22 protein-coding genes are annotated in these 22,754 nt (G+C 51.1%); 1 reads left to right on the top strand and 21 read right to left on the bottom strand.

Annotated elements, in window-relative coordinates; translation table 11 throughout:
* Positions 1–200: 200 nt before the first annotated feature.
* From N5W20_RS03700 to N5W20_RS03605, 20 genes are all read right to left on the bottom strand, one after another.
* Positions 201–998 carry a hypothetical protein gene (locus N5W20_RS03700; protein ID WP_319807567.1) on the bottom strand — a complete coding sequence of 266 codons (798 nt, stop codon included), beginning with the start codon at positions 996–998 and terminating at the stop codon, positions 201–203.
* A gap of 488 nt (positions 999–1,486) precedes the next feature.
* Positions 1,487–1,834 (bottom strand): hypothetical protein, encoded by a 348-nt coding sequence (locus tag N5W20_RS03695; RefSeq protein ID WP_319807566.1) that lies wholly within the window; start codon positions 1,832–1,834, stop codon positions 1,487–1,489.
* A gap of 236 nt (positions 1,835–2,070) precedes the next feature.
* Positions 2,071–2,415 carry a hypothetical protein gene (locus N5W20_RS03690; protein WP_319807565.1) on the bottom strand — a complete coding sequence of 115 codons (345 nt, stop codon included), beginning with the start codon at positions 2,413–2,415 and terminating at the stop codon, positions 2,071–2,073.
* Positions 2,416–2,704: 289 nt separating this feature from the next.
* Positions 2,705–3,577: a hypothetical protein gene (locus N5W20_RS03685; protein WP_319807564.1), complete on the bottom strand. Its 873-nt coding sequence runs from the start codon at positions 3,575–3,577 to the stop codon at positions 2,705–2,707.
* A 93-nt stretch (positions 3,578–3,670) separates the two neighbouring features.
* The gene (locus tag N5W20_RS03680; RefSeq protein ID WP_319807563.1) at positions 3,671–4,015 is read right to left on the bottom strand and encodes a hypothetical protein; all 345 of its coding nucleotides are present in this window, start codon (positions 4,013–4,015) and stop codon (positions 3,671–3,673) included.
* 252 nt (positions 4,016–4,267) lie between these two features.
* Positions 4,268–5,104 carry a hypothetical protein gene (locus N5W20_RS03675; RefSeq protein ID WP_319807562.1) on the bottom strand — a complete coding sequence of 279 codons (837 nt, stop codon included), beginning with the start codon at positions 5,102–5,104 and terminating at the stop codon, positions 4,268–4,270.
* Positions 5,105–5,227: 123 nt separating this feature from the next.
* Positions 5,228–6,034: a hypothetical protein gene (locus N5W20_RS03670; protein WP_319807561.1), complete on the bottom strand. Its 807-nt coding sequence runs from the start codon at positions 6,032–6,034 to the stop codon at positions 5,228–5,230.
* A 90-nt stretch (positions 6,035–6,124) separates the two neighbouring features.
* Entirely contained in the window at positions 6,125–6,964 is an 840-nt protein-coding gene (locus N5W20_RS03665) for a hypothetical protein (protein WP_319807560.1), read from the bottom strand.
* Between the two features lie 160 nt (positions 6,965–7,124).
* Positions 7,125–7,748 carry a hypothetical protein gene (locus N5W20_RS03660; protein WP_319807559.1) on the bottom strand — a complete coding sequence of 208 codons (624 nt, stop codon included), beginning with the start codon at positions 7,746–7,748 and terminating at the stop codon, positions 7,125–7,127.
* A gap of 315 nt (positions 7,749–8,063) precedes the next feature.
* Positions 8,064–8,876, bottom strand: coding sequence for a hypothetical protein (locus tag N5W20_RS03655; RefSeq protein WP_319807558.1), 813 nt, complete (start codon positions 8,874–8,876; stop codon positions 8,064–8,066).
* 185 nt (positions 8,877–9,061) lie between these two features.
* A complete protein-coding gene (locus N5W20_RS03650) occupies positions 9,062–9,904 on the bottom strand; it encodes a hypothetical protein (RefSeq protein ID WP_319807557.1) in 843 nt (280 codons plus the stop codon).
* A gap of 183 nt (positions 9,905–10,087) precedes the next feature.
* Entirely contained in the window at positions 10,088–10,930 is an 843-nt protein-coding gene (locus N5W20_RS03645) for a hypothetical protein (RefSeq protein WP_319807556.1), read from the bottom strand.
* Between the two features lie 104 nt (positions 10,931–11,034).
* Complete coding sequence (locus tag N5W20_RS03640; protein WP_319807555.1) at positions 11,035–11,778, bottom strand: hypothetical protein; 744 nt, start codon at positions 11,776–11,778, stop codon at positions 11,035–11,037.
* Positions 11,779–12,061: 283 nt separating this feature from the next.
* A complete protein-coding gene (locus tag N5W20_RS03635) occupies positions 12,062–12,901 on the bottom strand; it encodes a hypothetical protein (protein ID WP_319807554.1) in 840 nt (279 codons plus the stop codon).
* Between the two features lie 188 nt (positions 12,902–13,089).
* Positions 13,090–13,929: a hypothetical protein gene (locus N5W20_RS03630; protein WP_319807553.1), complete on the bottom strand. Its 840-nt coding sequence runs from the start codon at positions 13,927–13,929 to the stop codon at positions 13,090–13,092.
* 180 nt (positions 13,930–14,109) lie between these two features.
* Entirely contained in the window at positions 14,110–14,886 is a 777-nt protein-coding gene (locus tag N5W20_RS03625) for a hypothetical protein (protein ID WP_319807552.1), read from the bottom strand.
* A gap of 248 nt (positions 14,887–15,134) precedes the next feature.
* Entirely contained in the window at positions 15,135–15,974 is an 840-nt protein-coding gene (locus N5W20_RS03620; protein ID WP_319807551.1) for a hypothetical protein, read from the bottom strand.
* Between the two features lie 187 nt (positions 15,975–16,161).
* The gene (locus N5W20_RS03615; RefSeq protein ID WP_319807550.1) at positions 16,162–17,001 is read right to left on the bottom strand and encodes a hypothetical protein; all 840 of its coding nucleotides are present in this window, start codon (positions 16,999–17,001) and stop codon (positions 16,162–16,164) included.
* Positions 17,002–17,123: 122 nt separating this feature from the next.
* Positions 17,124–17,993, bottom strand: coding sequence for a hypothetical protein (locus N5W20_RS03610; RefSeq protein WP_319807549.1), 870 nt, complete (start codon positions 17,991–17,993; stop codon positions 17,124–17,126).
* A 966-nt stretch (positions 17,994–18,959) separates the two neighbouring features.
* On the bottom strand, positions 18,960–19,310 hold the full coding sequence (locus N5W20_RS03605) for a hypothetical protein (RefSeq protein ID WP_319807548.1): 351 nt from the start codon (positions 19,308–19,310) through the stop codon (positions 18,960–18,962).
* 487 nt (positions 19,311–19,797) lie between these two features.
* On the opposite strand from N5W20_RS03605, the gene N5W20_RS03600 reads away from it, so the two are divergent.
* Positions 19,798–20,955, top strand: coding sequence for a type I restriction endonuclease (locus N5W20_RS03600; protein ID WP_319807547.1), 1,158 nt, complete (start codon positions 19,798–19,800; stop codon positions 20,953–20,955).
* A gap of 103 nt (positions 20,956–21,058) precedes the next feature.
* Here the strand turns inward: N5W20_RS03600 and N5W20_RS03595 are convergent, their stop codons facing one another.
* Complete coding sequence (locus N5W20_RS03595) at positions 21,059–22,693, bottom strand: Hint domain-containing protein (protein ID WP_319807546.1); 1,635 nt, start codon at positions 22,691–22,693, stop codon at positions 21,059–21,061.
* Between the last annotated feature and the right edge of the window lie 61 nt (positions 22,694–22,754).

Below are 22,754 nucleotides of genomic sequence, written 5' to 3'. Positions count from 1 at the left end.
CGATTTGACATGTCCCTTCGTGGACCCGGGGGGCTCATGATAGAGGGGAGGGGCCGCAACTTTCAGAGTTTCGGCCCGTCCCCGCATGTCACCGCGCCAATATATTGCTGGCAGATTCAGAGCCGTTCAAGCTTCTGACATCACTGCTGAGGGTTCAGTTTCTGTTTGGAAGTGGGCAATCCACCGACTGGAAATAGACGCTATAAAAGGCCCTCACCCGGAGATCGCAGCACGCCGGTTGCGATAAGGCCTGCCACGGAGTAACCGATAAGGTTGTGAATTGTCCGATGTGTCTCTGTGCCGCATCTCCACTTCCGCGGTGGGATCAATTTGTGATACTCACAATCCTGATTGAATGAAAGCGATGTCGGATGTCCTGGAGCGCTTTCCTCCCCAATATAGACGTCATCAGGCGGCGTGTCGCGTGCAGGTATGACATCGTCACTGACGAATGACGCCCCTTCAATATAATCTTCATTCGGGAACATGAAGCCGAGATAAGGTTCCTCCCCGAAAAGCGCGATGACGGGGTAAACACCGACGATCTGTGATGATAAGATGTGAGCATGTGCAGCCCAGGGTTTCTGCCAGTCAAAGGCCAATATGAGTTCACGCGCCTGCCGCCGCGCGTCTGGATTTTTCAAAGTTTTCTGGGCGCTGCGAAGGGACTTCATGACGTCATAAACGTCTTCTGTCGGTCGGATCACATATACCCAGAATGGGACCTCGCGATGTTTCAAAACGGCCTGTTTTGAAATATGCAATGCGACCGCCAATGAATCCGTGGCTGAAATAAAAGATGCACTGCCATCAAGAATTGAATGACCCGACATGTAACGCAGGAGGTCAACATCCTGGCCGGTCATCATGAAACCGCGATCAAAAGCCTCTGGCGGCATGACGGAGGAAATATGGTAAATATATCGAGGCCCTGCGACAGCATTCGCTGCAAAGCTGACGCCTAAAATGAGGATTGAAAATAAGCGGGAAATTTTCATGTTCGACTCCCATTATCTCAAATTGCATTGCCTGGGATTTTGACGAAACGCGTCATGCGCTTCCTTCTCGACCGTTCGTCAGATTATTGAAGCTGGTGTCGGTGCGGGATAACCTCGTCCTTGGAGGAAGTTCTGAAAGTCGTATGAAGGTGCGCCGACGTGATGATCGACGTTGTTTCAGGTGATCCGCTAAAGGGTTGAATTTGTTTCAGATAATAGTTGATGAAGGTCAATATCATCGCGGATGACAGATCAGACAGGGATGCCGCTTGATAATCGCGACAAAAATAAAAAATAATCTGCCATCCGGATGGTTAATCCAAGCCGCGACAAAGCTGAAATGGCAAAAGTCCAAATTCACATATCCATCATCTGGACATATGCGATAAATCGCATCGAAATCGTGAAGAATGACTGGCGCTGCTGAAGATGAAGCCTATAGCTCGCCGCAGACGCCATATCGCGCGACTTTTTGTTTCAAGTGAGTGTCAGGCATCCGGGCTGAAGCCGACCTTGGTAAACCACCGATCACCTTCCACCTGAATCTTGACTTTTCCCGACAAGATAAAGGCGCGCATTGCAATATTGACGATATTGCTGTTGGATATATTCTGCCTGATGCAGTAATTGAGATGATCGTAATCGTCGCGGAAAACAAAATTAATATATGATTGATCCCAGTCGTTTCTCACAATCACACCTGTAATCCGACCTTGATGTTGACCGGAAGTGATGTTTGGATGACTGGCATCACACCAGAGTGCGGATGTCGACGCGATTGCAGGCGACGAGACTGCAAGAGTAACGGTCAACGCAAATAGAAATTTAAGACGCATTTTTCTTGTCCTTATAATCGTTTCTCTAACATGGATGTGATGTCGATTGACTGAATTATCTCCAAAGACTTTGCGGCCGAATGTCACGAAGGACCGATAAGTCAAAAAGTGGATTTGAACCGAATAATGAGACATCAATTCATAAAGGTGATCGTCACGCCTGGACGCCAGTGGGGAATGCAATTTGGCGCAGGCGGGGGGAGATCATAACCTGATTTGATTGGCCCGCTTATTCATCAACTCATATTAAAGCCGATGCTGAACAAAGTATTGGGGTTTTTAGCAATAATATCGACTTCATTATGCAACAAGTAAGCCTTTTCAGCTACGGAGAGTACATTGGGGCTATTTGAATATGTTTGTCGGATACAATAGAGTTTTTTATCGTTTTCATCTTCGAAGAGGAAGGTGACGAAACCGGAATCATCGCCGACTTTTGAAAAGGTCTCTCGCAAATAACCTCTATGTTCGCCCTGTGATATCGTCAGGGAGGAAGGGCAGTCAGCACCATCGGCGAATGCTGGGCCGGAGGCGCACAGGAAGGCTGAAAGTGAGAGTATTGTATATAGGGGGAAACGCATTACCCAACTCCTTTTTAATTATTATTATGTGGATCATCGAATGGAGAGGCCGACAAATTCACCTCCCCAAATAATTCTTTGGGCGCCTTGCCGAAGTAAGTCCGTTTAATTCATCTCGGACCAAACTTCTTCAGGATGTTCGTCATTATTCATCATCTTTTGACGATGGTTTGAATGAAATGATATCGCGGTCATGACGTAAACCCTTATAGAAGAGACGTCGACCTCCACGACCGAAGCAAATGGCGATCTTTCAGATAGTAAAACGCTGAACTTAAAGACGTGCGCCTTACTTCATCGTAAGATCATTTTGTAAGCAGGGTGAAACGCGCGAGCGTCCTTTATTTCCCGCACTTTTGCCAGGCTTGCGGGCGTGAGAAGTCGTCGGAAATTCGCGGGATGTTTCCTCTTTTGCTATGTCGGGTACAGGGTCATCAAGCGAGACGCGGTCAGCTGACGCACAATGCGTTTCGGAAGATGCTCTGAGCCACATATTTTCGCAGCCGATACTGAAGGACAAAGACATGAATTCCCCCTGCTGGTTGCCAGTCTCAACCCAGCCAACGCTGGGCGCTTCGTCGTCGAGGGGCATCGGGTCCAGATTAACTTCAGCGGCGGCCTCAACGTAATGCGGGTTGGGTGTCCAATCTGAAAGGACAAGACCTCCATTGATGATTTGCGCGCGGTAAGCGCCCTGGATGAGTTCGGGCGCAACACCACCAAGTGCCGACCACTCTCTCTGAAGGTGAAAGCGATACCAGAGGGCCCGCGCACGCCGACGTGAGTTGGCGTCCTGGTAGCACTGAACCGCATTCATGAGGGAGCGTGGCATATCGTAGAAATCGGTTGTCGGGCGGATCACATATAAATAGTGAGGCATATCAGGGTGACGTAGAAGTGATATTCGAAGCATACGACGCGATTCATGAATCGAGTCTGAAGTCGAGACGTAGATCGTATCCCATGAATAGACCGAATTACCGGAGGCATGTCGAAGAAAGCTCCGGTCAAAACCGGGAGCGATAAAGCCTCGGACAAATATTGTCTCAGGCGCCACAAAGGTGAAGCGATAAACTCTCTCCGGGGTGGCCTGCGCAATATTCGCCAGATTGAGTGAGACCACAGTTAAACCTGAAAAAATTGCTGCATATCTCATCGTCATTCACGATCCTGCTGAGGGTTCAGAATTGACCTTTTTTATTATCGAATGGTCTTAAAAACTCGCTCCTATATCGTCCCGCTTCCTCTCATTAAGTCAGGTGGAGATCTTCGTGATCCATTGTTGATTATTCTTCTCAATCGTCACTTTTTCATGAAGAACCATTGCTTTGATGGCCGTCGCGACAACGTTTCGATTAGATGAATTCTGTTTGACGCATTCGAGACGATTATCGCTTACGTCTTTAATCAGAAAGTGCACGTAATTCTGATCATAAGCAATTCCGGCAAATGTTGAGATAATATAGCCAGTATAATTTCCCGACACCGCATGTACTGAGTCTGACGGGCATTCAATAGGGACGGGAACTTCAGCTAATGCCATCGTTGGCCCGGACAAGGCCGCTGACAGGATCAATGCACGGAGTTTGATACATCGCATTCGTGCGCTCCTTCTTATTTTGTTTCATTGAACACTGGTTATTTTAATGCGTTAGAAGGGTCAAAGAAATTACAAAATTTTTTCAATTAAAAATATAATGCGCTGACAAGGCTATTTACCGCCTGACTATCCGGTTGAATGGCTCTTCCTCGACGACCTCGACCACGCGGCGCCCCAGGCGATCGCCCGACAATGCGCTTGTGCACGCGTATGGTGTCGACGGTCTCCTGCCTGGATTTTCAGCGTGACGTTTTAAAGCTCATCATGTCCAGGCTCAGCCAGAAGTTGATTTGAGGTCGAGCCCATGAGAATGCCGGTTGCGATCATCCTGGCGACTGTCTTCGTCCAAAGCTGTCGGAATGTGATTTTTGTCGTCGTCAGGCATTGTTCCGACTGCGGCGCGGCGCGGCGCTGACGAGATGCCTCACAGACCATATTATCGATACCCGCCGGAACGAAGCTTGCACCTGCCTCCTCCTCAGTGCCATAAGCTGCGTCGACCGTATTATTCCGGATCGGCATAAGACGACGGCTCACCACGGGAGGGGCGTATTCGTAACCTGCATTCTGCAGATATTCCCCGAATTGGACGGTACGGCCGTCCAGTGAAATTGACTGCCCTCCCATAATCTGGTTGGGAGAAATTCCGTCGCGAGCCACCCAATATTCCTCGTGATGCCAGTCTGTCAGGATCCACAAAGTGTTGACCTGCGCTCTGGCGGGCGAGTCAGGCAGGTTGTCTCGTGCATATTCGATAGATTGGGCAACGTTGTAAAAATTGCTCGTGGGGCGGATGGTGTAAAGGAAGTAACGCTCATCAGGGTGGGTTCTGAGACGTCGCCTGAGGATGTTGATCGCTGCGTTCAGAGAGGATGTCGACACCAGATAGCCGGATGTGTCTTCGGTGATTGAATTTCCCGAAATATAGCTGAGGAAATCATAATTCTCTCCTCTGGCGGTGAACCCCTGATCAAATACGATGCCAGGTGCGTAACTCGACAAACGGTAAGTGACGGGAGGTGGTTTGGCGTAAGCCGATGCGGTCAATATCATCGTCACGATGAGGGGAATGGCAGCTTTAGATTTCATGATTTTTGTTATCCTTAAGAAATTGAGAGGCATGTCTGACGGTTATTTTCACGCGGCCATGAAGGATGGGATTTCGGCAATGACAGGTCCATCCAGTTTTGACCCGACAACTTCCGATAAATCTCAAACCTCGGTGGGCATCGGGCCTGTAAGGACGCCGGAAACAATCAGTCTCGCCACTTCCTTCGCGTGAAGCGCTCTGATGGCAAGTTTTCGAGACGGCATGCATGAGTCATTCCAAGCCGTCTCCAAATTTTGTGGCGCACGGTCACATCCCATGTTGTTAAGCGCCGCAGGCATTAAAAACATGTTGTCTTGTCCAGCGGCAACTTCCACCAACCGGTCGATAGTATTGCGAACGGGCAGAGGGTTGGGGTTGACAATGGGCGGTAAATAAAAGTAATTCGGATTTCTTTCAAGTTCACTCCGCTGAATAGTGCCGTCAAAAATTCTAAGACGATAGGCGCTTACGATCAGGTCGGGTGTGATGCCTCCATAAGCCGCCCATTCATGATATCGTCGACCTGAAATCAGGAGTGTCTGAGCTTCATGCCGCGCTTCGACATCCGGTAAAATGACGGCCGCGCGATGCAATGATATGGAAAGACTGTGGAAGTTTAATGTCGGCCTTATCGTGTAAAGGAAAACCTCTGTTCCGGGATGATATTGATGAAACCGCCGGAAGAGGTCCAACGCAAATTCAATCGATGACGTGGTTGCGACATATGCTGATGTTTGATCAGTCAATGACGCGCCAGAGGCAAAGCGGAGGAGGTCAACGTTATCCCCGGCTGCTTGAAAGCCATGGGCGAAAATATCCGCCGGTGGCCGGCTTGAAAATCGGTAGACAGAGATGACTGGATCTTGAGCGCGACAGGTCTGCGAGACGAAAAAGATCGTAAGCAGGGCGAGGGCGTATTTTAATTTCATGATCGTTTCTCTAAATCGACTTCTCATTATTAAGTAATATGACTCTATATTGCGGGAAGGGTTGATATTGGCGCTGAATTATTTTTCTGCTCAGAGTTCATCATGCCCGGGTACGCTCAGGAGCTGACCTGAGACGGAACTCATCAGGATGCCTGAAGCCATCATTTTTGCCACTGTCTTCGAACGAAGCGCCTTGAAAGTCATGGGGTTGACGGAGAGGCAGTGGCTCGCAAAAGCCTTCCTGCATTGGCGGGGCTGTTGGTCGCAGCCCATATTGGCAATCGCGGCGGACATGAAGCCGGCGCTAAGAGGTTCCTCCGCGACATAAGCAGCGGCGACCGTCGCATTATGCACGGGCATCGGAAGATGACTGATGGCGGATGGCATGAAAAGGTAATGATCATTTCTTGTCAGGTCACCCAGTATTGGATGGCCGTTATTCCAGAAAAACCGCCTGACACCTGAAATCTGCTCAAGGCTGATGCCGCCCCGCGCTGCCCAATGCCCGTTTTCCTGGCCCTGGGTTGCGAGCGCGATTGCGCTGGCCTGCTCTCTGACTGCGGGATTGGGCAAGGCATCTCGCGCGAAACGCAAGGACGCTGCGACACTGTAAAAATTCTCGGTCGGGCGAACCATATATATATAAACGGGTACGGATGGATAGGCCCGCGAAAAAATGGCGGCGATGGCGATCGCGTGCCTGGGTATCTGAGTTGTCGAGATATAGGCCGACGTGCCATCAGTGACTGAGGTTCCGGCGACGTAACGCAGAAGATCTATATCATCTCCCTCGGCCGGAAATCCGGATGAAAATACGTCCGCCGGCGCGCGGGAGGATATGCGGTAAACGACTTTGGGCGGGTCGAGAGCATAGCTTGCGGTGTCCAGAAATAAGGACGCCAGGATGAAGGCTACTTGCAGGACTTTCATTTCAGTAACTCTCTTTTTATACGATTAGAAATGCAAAAAATTCACAAGCAAGAAGTTTTGCTGGTGAAGCTTACTCAGGAAAGCCATCCGCATCTCGAAGTGCGGATGAGAGGTCGGCTTACAAATAATCGCGCGGTCATCACCGGATGAGATCACAAACTCAGGACGCATGATTTCCGGGCCTGGTCTCGGCTCGCCCTATCTTCGGATCCGACAGAACATCCAGGACCATGAGCTTTGAGACAAATTGAGCGTACAGCGCCCGGAAAGTGAGTTTCTTCGCAGAAATGCATGCATCCCCTCGCGCGACTTTTCGACGGGGTTGCGGCGCACCGCAACCCATATGGTCCATTCCGAGAAGTATGAAATTGATCTGATGCGTCTGTTCGCCGATATAGGCGGCTTCAGCCGTCCGGTTTCGGATCGGCATTGGGTGCAGGCTGACTTCCGGTCGGCTGTATAAGTATTGCGGATTAGATATCACGGTACCGAGGACAACCCGACCATTCTCCAGATAGAGGCGCCTCGCCTTGTAAATCTGACTCGGGGAGACGAAGTCGCGGGCCGCCCAGACATTGAATGGACGCTCCGCAACCAGCATGTCGCTCACTTGCTGCCGAGCTTCGCCTTCCGGCAGGGCTGTACGTGCATAAAGAAGCGACGTCATCACACTGTAAAATGAGTCGGATGGACGGATGGCGTAGAGGTAATAATCGACGTTGGGTCGGTGGGTCAGACGATTTTGCGCCGCGGCGAGAGTGCGTTCCAGGGAGTCATTCAGCACCAGATAAGCCGATGTGCCATCCGCGACGGATGCCCCCGAAATAAAGCGGATGAAATCGCGATCCGTGCCTTTTGCCGTGAGACCATGTTAAAAAATCATGGTGGGTGGGGAGGACGTGAAAATATAGACGACATGGGGCGGGGTATCGGCAACATATGTCGATGGGATTCCAGCCATCGCGAGGATGGAGATGATGAGTCGCCTCAAAACCGGCTTAATCGCATAAACGGACATATCAGTCTCGCGCCTACTTTCTCTCTCGCACGGATCACAATCAACTTGACCGAGTTTCAGGAACGCTTTCCCAGTTGCGCTTTAAAGCTGGCCCGAGCCTGAAATCGAAAAAACATTGGTGACGATCATTTTTGCGACTTTTCGTTCATGAAGCTTGCTGGTCGACAGCCGCTCAAGCGGCAGGCACAGGCCTGACGGCGATGCGGCGAGGTTGAGATGTTGCGGCGTGCAGGCCATCTCTGCGATCGACGCAGGTATGAAATCGATGCCTTTCCCGTTTTTCGCAACCTCGGCGGCGTCGATTGGCGTGTTTCGCGGCGGCATCGGGCGCTGGCTGACCTCCGACACGGCCGAAATATAATTTGGGTTCGGGGAGAATGCCCCAAGTTCCGGGACATCGTCGTGCCATGTGAGGGTTCTGACGCCCATAATCTGCTCATTCGAGATTGAGGTGTCAGCCGCCCACTCATCCTCCACCCAATAGCGCGTAGAGAACCAGATATCGTTCAATTCCTTCTTCGCCACGCCTTGCGGTAAAATTTCCTCGGCAAATCGACGTGAGTCGACGATATTATAGAAATTCTTCGTCGGGCGGACGTAATAAACATAGACCGTGCCATGAGGTTTATCACGCGTAAGCGCCTCACTGATCCGCGTCGCATGGCTCATCGCTTCTGTCAGAGGGAGATAAGCCGATTTCTCCCCCGATGCGCCTTTGCCTGCCAGAAAGCGATTGAGATCTTTCTCCGTACCGTCGCTTGTCAAGCCTGCGGAGAAGATGCTCTCCGGCGGTTGGAAGGATACGGTGTAAACGACCAAAGGCGCAGCTTTGGCGTGACTCACTGAAGCAAACATCATCGACGCGATGACGAGAGAGGCGTTGAGGAATTTCATGGGATTTTGATTCCGTGAGCGTTAAGTGAATTTAGATTGCTGAAACCATCTGTCCCTGCCCTCATCATTGACGCTTTGACGCGTAGACACTCCTCCGCGGCAGGACCAATATCTTTCAGCTATCGCGGATGGGTGAAGGGTTTTTCCGGGCGATATACGTGACAAGACGGGCGCGTAGTCAGGACTTAAAGCTCGTCATGACCTGGTGCACTCCAGAGCTGACCTGAGGTCGAACCCATAAGGATGCCGGCAGCAATCATTTTCGCGATCGTCCGTTGATAAACCGTTTTGACCGGAAGGTTCTCAAGAGGCGTGCATTGATGTGAAAGAGATGATGTGCCGAGGCGTTTTGATTGCGGGTCACACGGAATATTGGCGACAAAGGCCGCCATATAGCCAGCGCCGTGCGGTTCCGCAGCAACATCCAGATTATTCAATGTTTCGTTGCGTACCGGCAGGGGTTGAGGGTTCACTTCCGCCGGGGCAAAAATATAATCTTCATTGTCAGCCAGATGGACTAAACTGTGAGGATTATGACGGTCACCATAGCTATATACCGCCGCAATCTGGTCGCTCGTGATCGAACTGGTCGCCGCCCAGGCATAGGTGAGTGAGTGTCTTTCTGCTTCCATCACGTGACGAATGTTGAGAGTTGTTTCAGAGTCTGGAATAGCTGAACTGGCAAATTCAAGAGATCGCATCACGTTGTAGAAATTTGGTGTCTGTCGGACCTCGTAAACGTAAAGCGGCGTCCCGGGGTTCGCGTCGGCAATTTGCTGAGCGCGTTCCATCACGACATAAAGGTGGTCGAAAAGAGGGATGAAGCGGGCGCGTCCCTCCCTTATTGAAGAACCGGCGATGAAATGGAGGAAGTCACTGTCATCACCCGCAATCGGAAAGCCCTCAGCGAAGACTTTCTCCTTCGGATCAAAAGAAATTTTATAGAGTTTTTTTTGCGTATCTTCAGCGTGGCCCGAAGAAACGATCAAGGTCGAGATGATTAAAAGCGAGGCGGCTAAAACTTTCACGGTAATCTCCATTATTGAATTTGTTATGTGAAGATGAAACCAGAATAATGAATGATCGAAATGAGACGAATTTCAAAAACAAAGCGGGGTCTATTGCGTCTCAGTCAACGCTTTTTTACGAAGTCTCAATCTCATTGCCCTCTCTTACCGATTGGCGAATCTACCGGGATAAAAGGACGTGGTTTAAAGCTCATCATGTCCCGGTACGCTCATGAGTTGCCCCGAGGTTGTATCCATGAGGATGCCGGTAGCGATCAGCTTCGCCACCGTCTTGCTGTAAAGCTCGTAAAACGAGAGCTTTTTGATCGGCAGGGGGCAGGTATCTGCTTGAGAAGAACTCAAACGTTGGGGTTTTGAGTTACATGTCATCGTGACAATAGGCCCGGGTATGAAGCCAGCCCCTTCAGGGTCTTCCGCGACGGCGGCAGCTTCTACTGAAGCATTCCGTATAGGTAGCGGATTATGGCTGACTTCCGGTTCCGCGAATAAGTAATTGGGGTTGGGTTCGAGATCACCCGGCACATATCTGTCACCCTCCATACGCAACCGTCTCACGCCGATAATCTGGTCGGCGGGGATTGCCCTCGTGGACGCCCACATCGCGGATGTCCACGCGCGCGATGAAAGCCATGCTGTGTGCATCTGACTTCTTGCTGCACCCTCCGGCAATACACTCATGGCGAATCGCAAGGATTCGTCGACGCTGTAAACATGGTCCGTCGGGCGGATTTCATAGACGTACAGTGTTTCGAAGTGGAAATGTTCGGCAAGATGCGTCAAGACCGATGACATTTCATTCATTCTGGCCAGCAGTGAGATGTAATTCTGATTTGTGCCGAATTGCCACCCTCCTGCGGACCAGAAGCTCGTTCTCTCATCAGGTAGGCTTATCCCATGTCCCTCATCAATGACTTCCGATGGCGGTGCAAAAGAGAAAGTATAGACGACAGAGGGTGGGACTACGGCGAAACTTGCTGTGGCAACGAATGAAGAGGCGATAAAAATTGTGGCTGCCAGTAATTTCATGATGAACTCCATTCTTTTTATGATGATGCATTGGTGGAATTGAGGTGTTGCGCAGTTTTATCGACGCGCGATGCGCCAACCAGGCGCCGTAAGACGATTCTCACTTAAAGCTCGTCATGCCCGGGAACGCTCCAGAGCTGCCCGGAGCTTGTCCCCGTCAGAATGCCGGTAACGATCATTTTCGCAATCATTCTGCTATGGAGCGTGCTGAGAGGCACGCGTTTAAGGGGCAGGCATGAGGTGGATGGGGTTGCGCCGAGGCGTCTCGGTTGCGCGTTGCACCCGTCAGGAACAATCGCGCCCGGGATGAATCCGACACCGTGCGGGTCTTCAGCTACAACCGCTTCCTCGACCGTCGCATTCCGCACGGGCATTGGGTAGCGGCTTGATTCTGGCAATGCGTAGAGGAAATCCGGATTATAAATAAAGGTTTGCCTTCTCAGCTCTCCATTGACCCAATGATAGGGTGCGGCACCGAAAATCTGCGCGCCGGAAATCTCGCCTCTGGCTGGCCATAATCCCGTCGTCCAATGACACGTTGCGCGCCATGCCTGACGCAACGCCTGTCTTGCCTCACCGAGCGGGAGAGCATCCGCAGCGATGCGCAACGACTCTTCCAGATTAAAAAAATTGTTGGTCGGGCGTATTAGATAAAGGTAGACGGTCAAGTCAGGATAGTTTCGAGCAATGTTTTCGACAATTGGCTCCACTTCATAGAGATATTGGGCTGTGGTGACATAATTTGAGGTTTGATCTTCCGTAGGACCCGAAGTCAGAAAGCGAAGAAGATCCCTGTCATGCCCTGACGAAACCCAACCACGAGAGAAGATTTGCGCCGGCTCAGACATGGAAATCCTATAAACCCAGTCCGGAGGGTCCGAGGCATAACAGGCTGTCGAAAAAAATGACGAAGTGATGAAAAGAGAGGCTGCCAGGACCCTCATAGTGACCTCCATTACTATATTATTTTTTTTAAAATGGAGCGTTAGCCAATAATTGCTCTTACTAAACGTACTTAAACAATTAAGAGTCTGGAAATTTCGGCCGACATGTTCGATGCATTATAACATTGACCCGTCATTCGATGATATTTCCTTTCTCCGTTCGAAAAATTTGTTTAAAGCGCGAAAATCACAGTTCATCATGCCCGGGAACGGTCCAGAGCTGCGCCGATCTTGTCCCTGTCAGAATGCCGGCAGCGATCATTTTTGCGATCATTCTGCTATGGAGCGTGTGGAGAGGCACGCTTTTAAGGGGCAGGCATGAGGTGGACGGGGTCGCGCTGAGGCATCTCGGTTGCGCATTGCACCCGTCAGGAACAATCGCGCCCGGGATAAATCCGACACCGTGCGGGTCTTCAGCTACAACCGCTTCTTCAACCGTCGCATTTCGCACGGGCATCGGGCCGTTGCTCGCTTCCGGCAGCGCGTAGAGGTAACCCGGATTAGAGATAAAGCGGCCCTGTCTCAGCCGTCCATCAACCCAGTTATAGGGCGTTGCGCCAAAAATCTGCGCGCCGGAGATCGCGGCGGTGGCCGGCCATGACCCATGCGCCCAATGTCTCGTTGCGAGCCATGCCTGGTGCAACGCCTCTCGCGCCTCTCCGGGCGGAAGAGCATCACGCGCAAAACGCACAGATTCTTCCAGATTGTGAAAATTATCGGTCGGTCGAATTTGATAGACATAGACGATCTGATCAGGATGGTTGCGTGCAATTTCTTCAATCACCGGCTCCAAATCATCCAAAAATTCATTGGAGCAGATGTAATATGTGCTCTCATCTCGCACAGAACTCCAGGTCAGATACCGCATGAGATCCCTGTCGATGCCCATCGTCACCCAACCCTCGGAAAACTTTTGTATAGGATCCCCCATGGCGACCTTGTAAACCCAGTCTGGCGGGGTGATGGCGTAGCTCACCGAAGTGAAAAACGATGAAGCGACAAAGAGAGAGGCTACGAGAAACTTCATAATGATCTCCGTTCTTGATTTTTTTTGTTAAAATGGAGCGTCGTAAATGTTCTGCTTCTATTGATCGCAATCGAGACTTGATGCTGTGGCGAAGCCTGCCAACATGCACGTCGCATGATGATTTCGGCCTGTCATCGCGGTGATGTTTCCCTCCTTTGAGAGAGAAAAATCTGTTGCAGGCTCAGTCATCACAATTCATCATGCCCGGAGCCTGGCAAAAGCTGGCCCGAGCCCGTACTTGCTATGATGCCGGTGGCGATCATTTTCGCGACTGTTTTTGAGCGAAGCGTGCGGACAGACAGATATTTAAGCGGCAGGCATGAGGTGGTCGTGGCTGCACAAAGACGTCTCGGTTGCGCGTTGCAACCATCCGGAACAATTGCGGCGGGAATAAAGCCGAGACCATGCTGGTTTTCCGCGACGACAGCATTTTCCACCGTTGCGTTGCGCACAGGGATTATGCGGTCACTCACCTTCGGTATTGCGTAGAAATAATTAGGGTTGGGGATGTATCGGCCGAGCCGCAAGGCGCCATTCTCCATCCGAAACGGATATGCTCCCGCTATATGATCGCCCGTAATTGCAGCGGTGGCTAACCACGTGACGGGCGACCATTCCCGTGTAGCGAGCCAGTAATCATGCAGCCTCCTCCTGGCAGCGCCGTCGGGGAGAGCATCTCGTGCGAAGATGAGAAACATTTCCAGATTGTAAAAATTATCGGTCGGACGGATACGATAGAGGTAAAGTGTCTGGTCCGGGTGCGACCTTGCCATATCCCCAAAAACCGGACTTAAATCAGGCGGTTCTTCGGTGGTTGCCAAATAGGCCGAGGCTGATCTTTGTCTCAACGTGCTTGTAATGAAGCGGACAAGGTCTCGATCATGGCCTAAAGTGATGAAGCCGTGAGCAAAGATATTTGTCGGCTCTTGAGTCACAACCTTGATGACGTAGCTCGGCGTGTTGATGGCATGGCTTGCTGATGGAAAGTGGCCTGTTGTGACAAAGAGAAAAGCTGATGAAAATTTCATATCGATCTCGTTTTTGGCATCATTATGAGACTTTAAGACTGTAACGACAATCCGTCTGATCCGATCGCGCCTAATGATGGAATGTTGGAAGGAGCGTCTTCGGATTGGTCAATCGACTTCGCCATTTATCGACAGATCAACATCTTCCCTCCGGCCCCTGCAGGTCAGATCCGCCTCAACTCATAATTCATCATGCCCAGGTTCACTTCGGAGCTGACCGGACGTCGAACCCATGAGGGCGCCCGAAACGATGAGCTTTGCGATCGTTTTCGTACGGAGTGCGCCGAAGGAGAGGCGAGTAACCGGTGGGCAAGGGCGCGTCCTGGATGTGCCGAGGCTTTGGGACTGAGGGTCGCACGCCGTATTAACGACCGCAGCTGGCACAAACCCGACGCCATGGGCTGCTTCCGCGACCTCGGCGGCTTCTACCGTCGCATTTCGCACGGATAGCGGGCGGTGACTGACTTCCGGCGGCAGAATATAATAATTCGGGTTGTTGAAGAAAGAACCGAAATAAGGTCGATCATCATTCCAATAATATCTTCGTGCAACCGAGATCTGGTCACCCGCAATCGCGGCGGTGGCCGCCCAGGCTCCTTCCGTCCAATGATGTGTCGCGCGCCACAAATCATCGACCTGCCGCCAGGCCGGGCCCGGCGGCAAAACATCCCGGGCATATAAAAGTGACGCTTCCACATTGAAGAAATTTTCCGTCGGGCGGATGTAATAGACGTAAATCGGGCGCTCGGGATGTCGCCTTGCAGTCGCTTCACTGATTGCTGACACATCGCACCATAGATCCATCGACGAGACGCAGGCGGTGCTGTCATCTTCGGTCGACGCGCCTGATATGTAGCGGATGAAATCCCTGTCATGGCCGAGCGACACGAAGCCAGTCTGAAATACGGTCTCCGGCGTTTGGAAGGAGACCTTATAAACCTTATCAGGCGGGGTCATCGCGCGACTTATGGTAGTTGACAGAGTTGCAGCCGTGAGAAGGGCGACCGAAAACAGTTTCATGGTGATCTCTGATCTGGCGATGATTGTTTGGGAGCGTATCCAGGATGATGATCCGCCTGCCCAGCGTGCCAGGACATCATGGACGCCCAGGCGCTTTTTAGCAGCGTCACCAACGCCTTTTGGCGATTGCGCATATCGCGGTGGCATTCTCTCATTCTGGCAAAAGGGGTCGGGGCAAGGGGCGGTCATAGCTCATCATGCCCGGCCTCACTCACAAGCTGAGCGGGTAATGCACTTACAAGAATGCCGGAAGCGATAAGCTTCGCGATTGCCTTCGTGCGGAGTGTGTCGAAGGAGAGGCTCTCGACAGTCGGGCAACGCTGCGTCTGCGCGTTTCCAAGGCGTCTGGGCTGTGCATCGCACGCCATATTGGCGACTGCGGCGGGCATGAAACCAACACCATGCGCCTCTTCCGCGACTTCAGCGGCGTCTACCGTCGCATTATGCACGGGCATCGGGCCGCGGCTCACTTCCGGCGGCAGGTAATAGTAATTCCAGTTGACGATGTAGGCGCCGTAATAGGGATCACCGTTATTCCAGTAATATCTACGTGCGCCGGAAATCTGATCGCCCGCGATGGCGGCTGTGGCGACCCAGCTCCCCTGTGTCCAGCCGCGCGTTGCGAGCCATAAATCATTGACCTGCCGTCGCGCCGCGCCACTCGGTAGAACATCCCGGGCAAATAAAAGTGACTCTTCGACATTAAAGAAATTTTCGGTCGGGCGGGCATAATAGATGTAAATCGGGAGCTCGGGATTTCTCCTTGCCGTGGACTCGACCACGTAGGATACGTGATGCCACGAATCCAGCGTCGAGACATAGGCCGTGCTGCTATCCCTTGTTGATGCGCCCGACGCGAAGCGAACAACGTCTCTGTCACGACCGACGGCAACGAAGCCATTGAGGAAAGTGGTTTCCGGTGGCCGGTAGGAGACCTTATAAACCATGTCAGGCGGGTCGATCGCGTAGCCTGCTGACGCAAATGCAGCCGAGGCAATGAGGAGCGCGGCCGTCAGGCGTTTCATGGTGATCTCTGATCTTGCAATGATTTTGTGAAGGTGAAATTGCGGTCATGACCGACATGGTCAGAAAGGAACTGTGGAATTGGTGAGGCGGCGCATCTCATCCACGTTAGCAAAGCAACCTGACGGAAACGCGTTGCCTGAACGTCGCTTTCCCAAAGTGGAAGAGGGGCCAGGGGAAGGGGGGCGGTCATAGCTCATCATGCCCAGGCACGCTTCGGAGCTGACCGGATGTTGAATCCATGAGAATGCCAGCGGCAATCAGCCTGCCTAAGTTTTTCGTGCGCAGTTCCTGGAAGGTCAAGCGCTGAAGGGCTCGGCATTGCGGCGATTTGAAAGTTGCGTGTCGTTGAAATTGCGGGCCATGAAGCATGTCCACCATTCCAGCAGCTTCAAAACCGACGCCATGCGGTTGAGGCGCGACGAAGGCGGCCTCAATCGTCGCATTATGGATCGGCATAGGATAGGCGCTGACCTCAGGATCTCGATAGACATAATTCGGATTAGGCTCCAGCGCACTCAGTGTCGGGTTGTCATTATTCCAGTAAAATCTTCTCACGCCCATAATCTGGTTCGGTGAAATGGCGGCGCGGGCGGCCCAGTAATAAATCATCTCTCCCTGCGTGGCCCGCCAGATCGTGTCGATCTCTCGCCTGACATCAGGATTGGGGAGGACATTCTGCGCAAAGCGTATGGAATCCGAAACACTGTAAAAATTATCGGTCGGGCGGATGTAATAAATATATAAAGGCCCTGTCAGTGCCTCCTCATTACATTCTGAACACAAGTCGATGGCATTGGGTAAAGAGCTTGTGGTTGCGACGTAGGCTTCATTATCGTTAGCAAGGGACATCCCTGACACGTAATGCAGAAGATCCCTGTCATTTCCGGCGGCGGAAAAACCCTCTTTGAAGACGGTTTCCGGTGGGGAGAGATTGACCCGGAAAACGACGTCAGGCGTATCTTCAGCGAAACTCACTGTCGCACGCCATGTCGCTGCCAACGCGATAATCGCTTTACGGAATTTCATGGCCGTTTCTTTCTTTTACTTTGACCAGGGAAATGAAATCAGATGATGAAATTCAAATTCGAATTTGCTTCCTCGGTCACTTCAAGGTTGCGCAAAATTTTTGCCGGATGGGGAAAGCGTTTTTATAATTCATCATGCCCCGGCACGCTCGGGAGCTGGCCCAGTGCCGAGTCCAAAAGGGTGCCCGTCGCAATGAGCCGCCCGACGGATTTCGCCCGAAGTTCATCGACGGTCAGCTTGGTGAGGGGCGCGCAGAGATCCGTTTTCGGGTCGTTGAGCCGATGCGAAGATCTTTGGCATCCCATAACATCGATGGTGGCCGGCCAGACGAAGACACCTCTTCTTCGTTCCGCAACGTAAACCACCCCTATGCTGGCATTATGCATGTCCATCGGGCCATTAGCCATCGCGGGGGGAAGATAAAGATAATCCCAATTGACCGTATACTCGCCCGTATATAATTCACCTTGATCCAGGTAAACCTCTCGAGCGCTCATGATCTGCTCTCCGAGAATTCCGCCGAGCGCGACCCATTCGTGAGTCCGAAAGCCTTCGAGAAGAAAAGTGGCAGCTTGCGCGCGCGCCTCCGGGCTTGGCAGGTGGTATCGCGCATAGTGCAATGAGAATCGCACGCTGTAAAAATTATCTGACGGTCTTATAGCGTATACGTAAAATCGAAGGTTAGGGGAAAAACTCAAATGGTGACGGGCGACACTTAACACGCCCTCATAAGTATCTAATGTCGTCATATAAGCTGATCGTAGCAAAGGTATCGGCGTGCCCGCTGCGTAGCGCAAAAGGTCGGTATCGTATCCGTCCGCTCTAAATCCATTTCGGAATGCCTCCTCCGGGGGGACGAGGGAAAGGCAGTAAACGACTTCAGGCGGCCGGATCGCAAGCGCTACGGATGATTGCACCATCGGCAAAGTGAGAAAGATGGAACTATGGACGAAGGCACGGGTCGACTTGCCCGTAAAATAATGACGTTTCATTAAATCAGGCTCCGGAAGCGTGGTAAGTCCACTGGCGTGAACGCTCACACAGCCTCAGAGCGGAAATTTGGCCAAGCGAGCTTACACGAATAATAAGTGACGTTTTCGAAAGGTAGGACGACGTATCTCAACAGTAAAAACACTTGAGATGCGGATTTAAAGCGCAGGCAGAGATGTACGTGAACAGGGATTTCAAAGCTGCTACCGAGCAACTGACGCGCTGGCATCTTCCTCTGGCGCATTTCTGGAGTAGATTGCGCCAGAGAGAAGGGCAAACTCTACTCTGTCGCTTTGAAAAGAACGCCTGTCAGCCAATAATCTGCAGCCGTATTGATAATAACCTTATGGTTGAGCAGAAAAGCTTTCTCAGCTAAAGCTACGATATTCGCTTTGCCGTCAGTCGTTTGTCTGACGCAATAATATTTATTATCAGTATCATTCTTGAAAAGAAAATGAATTCATTCCTGGGGCCAAGCTTGTTTGAGCCGCACATCCACGAAGATACCTGAATGCGATCCGGGAGATAGGGTTTTTTCCTGGGCCGTGCAATCGAGCTGATCATCGGCTTTTACGGAGGGGGACGCGAGAGTGACCGCGAGCGCCATTAAAGCGAGAGGCACAAAACGCATTTAATCTGTCCTTTTATTGTTATTGTTTATTAATAAAAGATGTTGATTTATTAAATCAGTTTAACGCGTAAACATTTCAGGAACGTATATTTCCCAAAGGAGACAAATAGAGAAACACGCGTTTCAGGCACATCCTCACATCATCAATTACCGCTGACGCGTCAAAATTCCTCAGATCAGGCATTCAACCAGGATTTGGCAGCCCGAATTGACATTTGAAGCCGTCAGGTCGCGCGTGCGATCGCTTCGATTGAATATCTCGCAGCTTACGCGCTTTGCGATAGAGGACGAGCATTTCCCAGAACACGTTTCATCAGGTCGGAGCGACAGGCTGGCTTTATTCTGTCGCCTTGAAAAGAATGCCTGTCAGCCAATAATCGCCAGCCGTATTGATGACAACCTTATGGTCCAGAATAAAAGCTTTTTCCGCCAAGGCTACAATATTTGAATTGCCGGCAGTCGACTGTCTGACACAGTATAATTTATTATCCGAATCATTTTTGAAAAGGAAATGAACGTAATCTTGGGGCCAAGCTTCTTTGAGCCGCATATCAACGAAGCGACCTGTGTGCGTCCCGGCAGACAGGCTTCTTTCCTGGGCTGAGCAATCGATCTGGTCATCGGCTTTCACAGAGGGAGTAGCGAGCATAATCGCGAGAGCCGTTAAAGCGAGAGGAATAATGCGCATTAAACTTGTCCTTTATTGTTATAATCAAGTTGTTACGGTTACGATTTTAACAGAGCATGGTCTCAGTTAGACATTACAAAAATTTTTAACGCACTCAGCGTGTAAATTAGGGAATGGTTTACCAGATTATTTCAGGAACAAATGATTCCGGTATCTATGCTCTGTCACGTCGCTCATAATTTGGCCAGAATAGCAGATGATCAGTCCAATCAATGCGACTTCATGTTGACGAAGCCGCTGCGGATTTCGCCTTCGGTTTTGCGCGTTTAATCTCCCGTCACGCCGCCGTCAAAAAACTGTCTCCGGCGTGTGACATAAAATCAGAGGGGTGGAAGGTTTTCTCTCTCGAGCAAAAGCTGGCCTGTTCGCATCAGTGCTGACGAGACGATTTAACACGCTTCATTTCTGAACTATTAATATTTAAGACTGTAGAATGAGGAAGTCATTTTTAAAGAATGGCAGTCGAATAATGTATATGCGAGGCAAAATGATTGACGACTTTAAGCAGAACTTCATCGATTTCGCGATCAGGATGGTCGGTGTAGCTTCCCGGTGCGCTAATGAAGAGGGCACTAAAATGTTTCTCGTTTTGCCGTTTTTATCGTTTATCGGCTACGACATTTCAAATCCGGACGAAGTTTGTCCCGAACATAACGCCGATTTTTCTGAAAAATATAAAAACCGGGTCGATTACGCCATCCTCAAAGACTCATCTCCGGTCATTGCCATTGAGTGCAAAGCAACGGGTGCGGCTCTGAAAGATGATCGAGGGCAATTGCGGTCTTATTTCAACGCCGCGCCCACCGTTAAGATGGGTGTCATTACTGACGGGCTTCTTTACGAATTCTATGCGGACTCTGATGAGCCGAATATGATGGACGCAAATGCCTTCCTCTCATTTGATCTGACACAGGTTGCTGAGGGTAAAATCGAAGAGTCAGTTGTGGACGGTTTAAAAAGTCTTGAACGGAAATCCTTCGACCCGGAAAATATCGGCGCTGAAGCGAAAAGAAAGCTCATCTTCCAAGGTCTGGTTCAAAGAATTAACGAGCTTGCAGCGCGACCCAGCAAAGCATTCGTTCGCCTCATTTTGCAGGAAATCGGGATTTCCGGCGTGCGGTCAAAATCACTGCCGGATTATGTCAATCTCACGCAACGTGCTTTCGAGGAATTCATCAATATCAAAATTCTCAAAAGGCTGGATCTCAGCAATAAAGCGACTCAGCAGGAAGACCCGGTTGTATCCCTTGAAGCAAACGCCAATGACGCCGTGATCAATCCGTTGGAGACGGATCAACTCGGGGAGGAGGAAGCGGCTTTTCTCAATAACGTCAAGCAACGACTTGCCTTTCTCTCTGAGACAGATATGCTTTTTGAGGCCATTAACGACGTGGATTTCAAAGCGTATCGAGATTGCGTGGTGGTTTTTTACAAAAAGGAACGGGTGGGCCGACTTTTCCGGATTAAGAGAGATCGCAGTGCCGTTCGCGCTGTGGAATTTGACCAGGAATATGGTGGCCGCATACCCTTTGAGGACACGGCACTCACCCATCAGAGCTTGAAAAAGGTCTTCCAGGACAAAGTAAACGCTTTTGCGGATGGTGGGAAAACCGCGAAGAGAGAAGTTGAGACCGCCGACCTTTGAAAGTGCGGGCGGTCACGGGTTGGGATATCGCGTCATCCCGGCCCGTTTATAGCGGCCTGTAAGAGCTCAATATTTTGCCGGATATCAGGCTCACCTGAGGCGGTTAAAAGGCAACCTCTTCACGGTCTGGGAAGGCGATCCTGAGTTCAAGCTCTTTATGACGGGAGAGGTTTGAGAGATGGGCGAGGGGGATGATGCCTTTCCCGCTTGTCCAGCGGGATCGACCATCCTCAACATTATTCCAACCACCAAGTTGCCTGTCATTGAGATGCGCATCAATCACCATGCTATGGCTCTGATCAGACACATGGACAGGCCCCACACGCACGCCCAGTCGGCGTCGATCATCCCAATAGGGGCCATGAAACTGGTCCGGACGAGAAGCATCGCTTTCAATGACGACGTACTTCGTCCCGGCAGGCACCGAGAATACCGCATGCCGGTCGTTTACATCCTTCAAGAGGGCGATCTCACCACGGTCAGTCCTGAGCTGTACCAATTTGCGGCTCAATACGGGATTGCTCGACGTCACCGGCATGCCTAGACTGTTTGAACGCGCTGCCAGGCGCTGCCACACTCGGTTCGCTTCCTCAATTTCGGTCACGAGCGGGTAGGCGAGGGTCGTGTCGATCTCTTCTCCCGAACTCTCGACCACGCCGAACTCCCGCTTATTCTGACCGATCAGATAGCTTTCTGAGGGGAGGGCTTCTGAAAAGACAATGGCATGCTTTTCAAAAGCGAAGTGATAATAAGTATAACGGCGACGTTTCAGGTCATAAGCAATTGAGGCGCCATTGACGAGGCGACGCACAGGTATCAATTTTTCATTAATGAGAATGCAGTGCTCGGGTGTAATCCACAAATCGCGTTTCGGTAGGCCCTTGTCGAAAGCGTCGGCCTTGATACGTACGAGGAAGTTATCCATCTCCGTCGCGCCGCGGAGATCCACCTCTCTTTTGCCCAGCCACCTGATGGGTTGCGGCCCAAGATGCGTCGAGACAAGGTCACCCAATTCAAGCGTTTCAACCAACCTGTCACCGTCCGGCGTCTGGATGAGTGTGCCCTCGGCAAAGCATGATGAAATGATCGTGCCGCCTTTATTATCCGGCGTGAACTTGTAATTCTGGAGGTTCCCGTTGATCGTCACATCGCCTTTCGTCGTGTGAATGACAAATTTATTGGTCGATTGTGTGACGCCGGTTATCGTCGATGGGTCAAGATCGGTGATATCGAATGAGTAATCCGTTGCCGTTGCATTGACCGTCAGGTTTTGCATCGCCGCTTTTGTCACAGAGACGTTTGCATTTCGTGCAAGGTTCAGCGCGGCGGGTCCGATCTGATCGATCGACACGTTACCGGATGACACATTTAAAACAACTTTGTTTGACGAGCTCGTCGAAACGTATCCATTTTTACCGATCGACACATTGCCGGCGCCGCTGATGTCGAATTTACCCTCCATTGTCGTCCCTGCGCCGATCGTTACGTCACCACCTGTCATCGAAATAGAGTTAAGTGTGCCGCCACCTGTGCGGACGAGGCCCGACTTGATTGTCGAATTGGCGACGTAACCGTTCGGGTCAATATAGACATTCCCACCATCGACTATATTGCCATCTCCATATCCACCATTTTTGAAGATAACGCCGTTTTTGGACGTTAATGTCTGGCCTTTGATTGTAGACGTGGACGAATCAATGATGAAGCAATTGATGCCATCAACCCACCAACGTGCCATGACCTTCCCTCCATTTGCCCTGTGCAAAAGGTCGCTTCTATCATGGCGTCGTTGTGTATCG

It is taken from the genome of Candidatus Kirkpatrickella diaphorinae (assembly GCF_025736875.1).
Taxonomy (GTDB): domain Bacteria; phylum Pseudomonadota; class Alphaproteobacteria; order Acetobacterales; family Acetobacteraceae; genus Sorlinia; species Sorlinia diaphorinae.
Note: the sequence above shows the minus strand (reverse complement) of the source record. Positions and strands in the feature narration are given on the sequence as shown.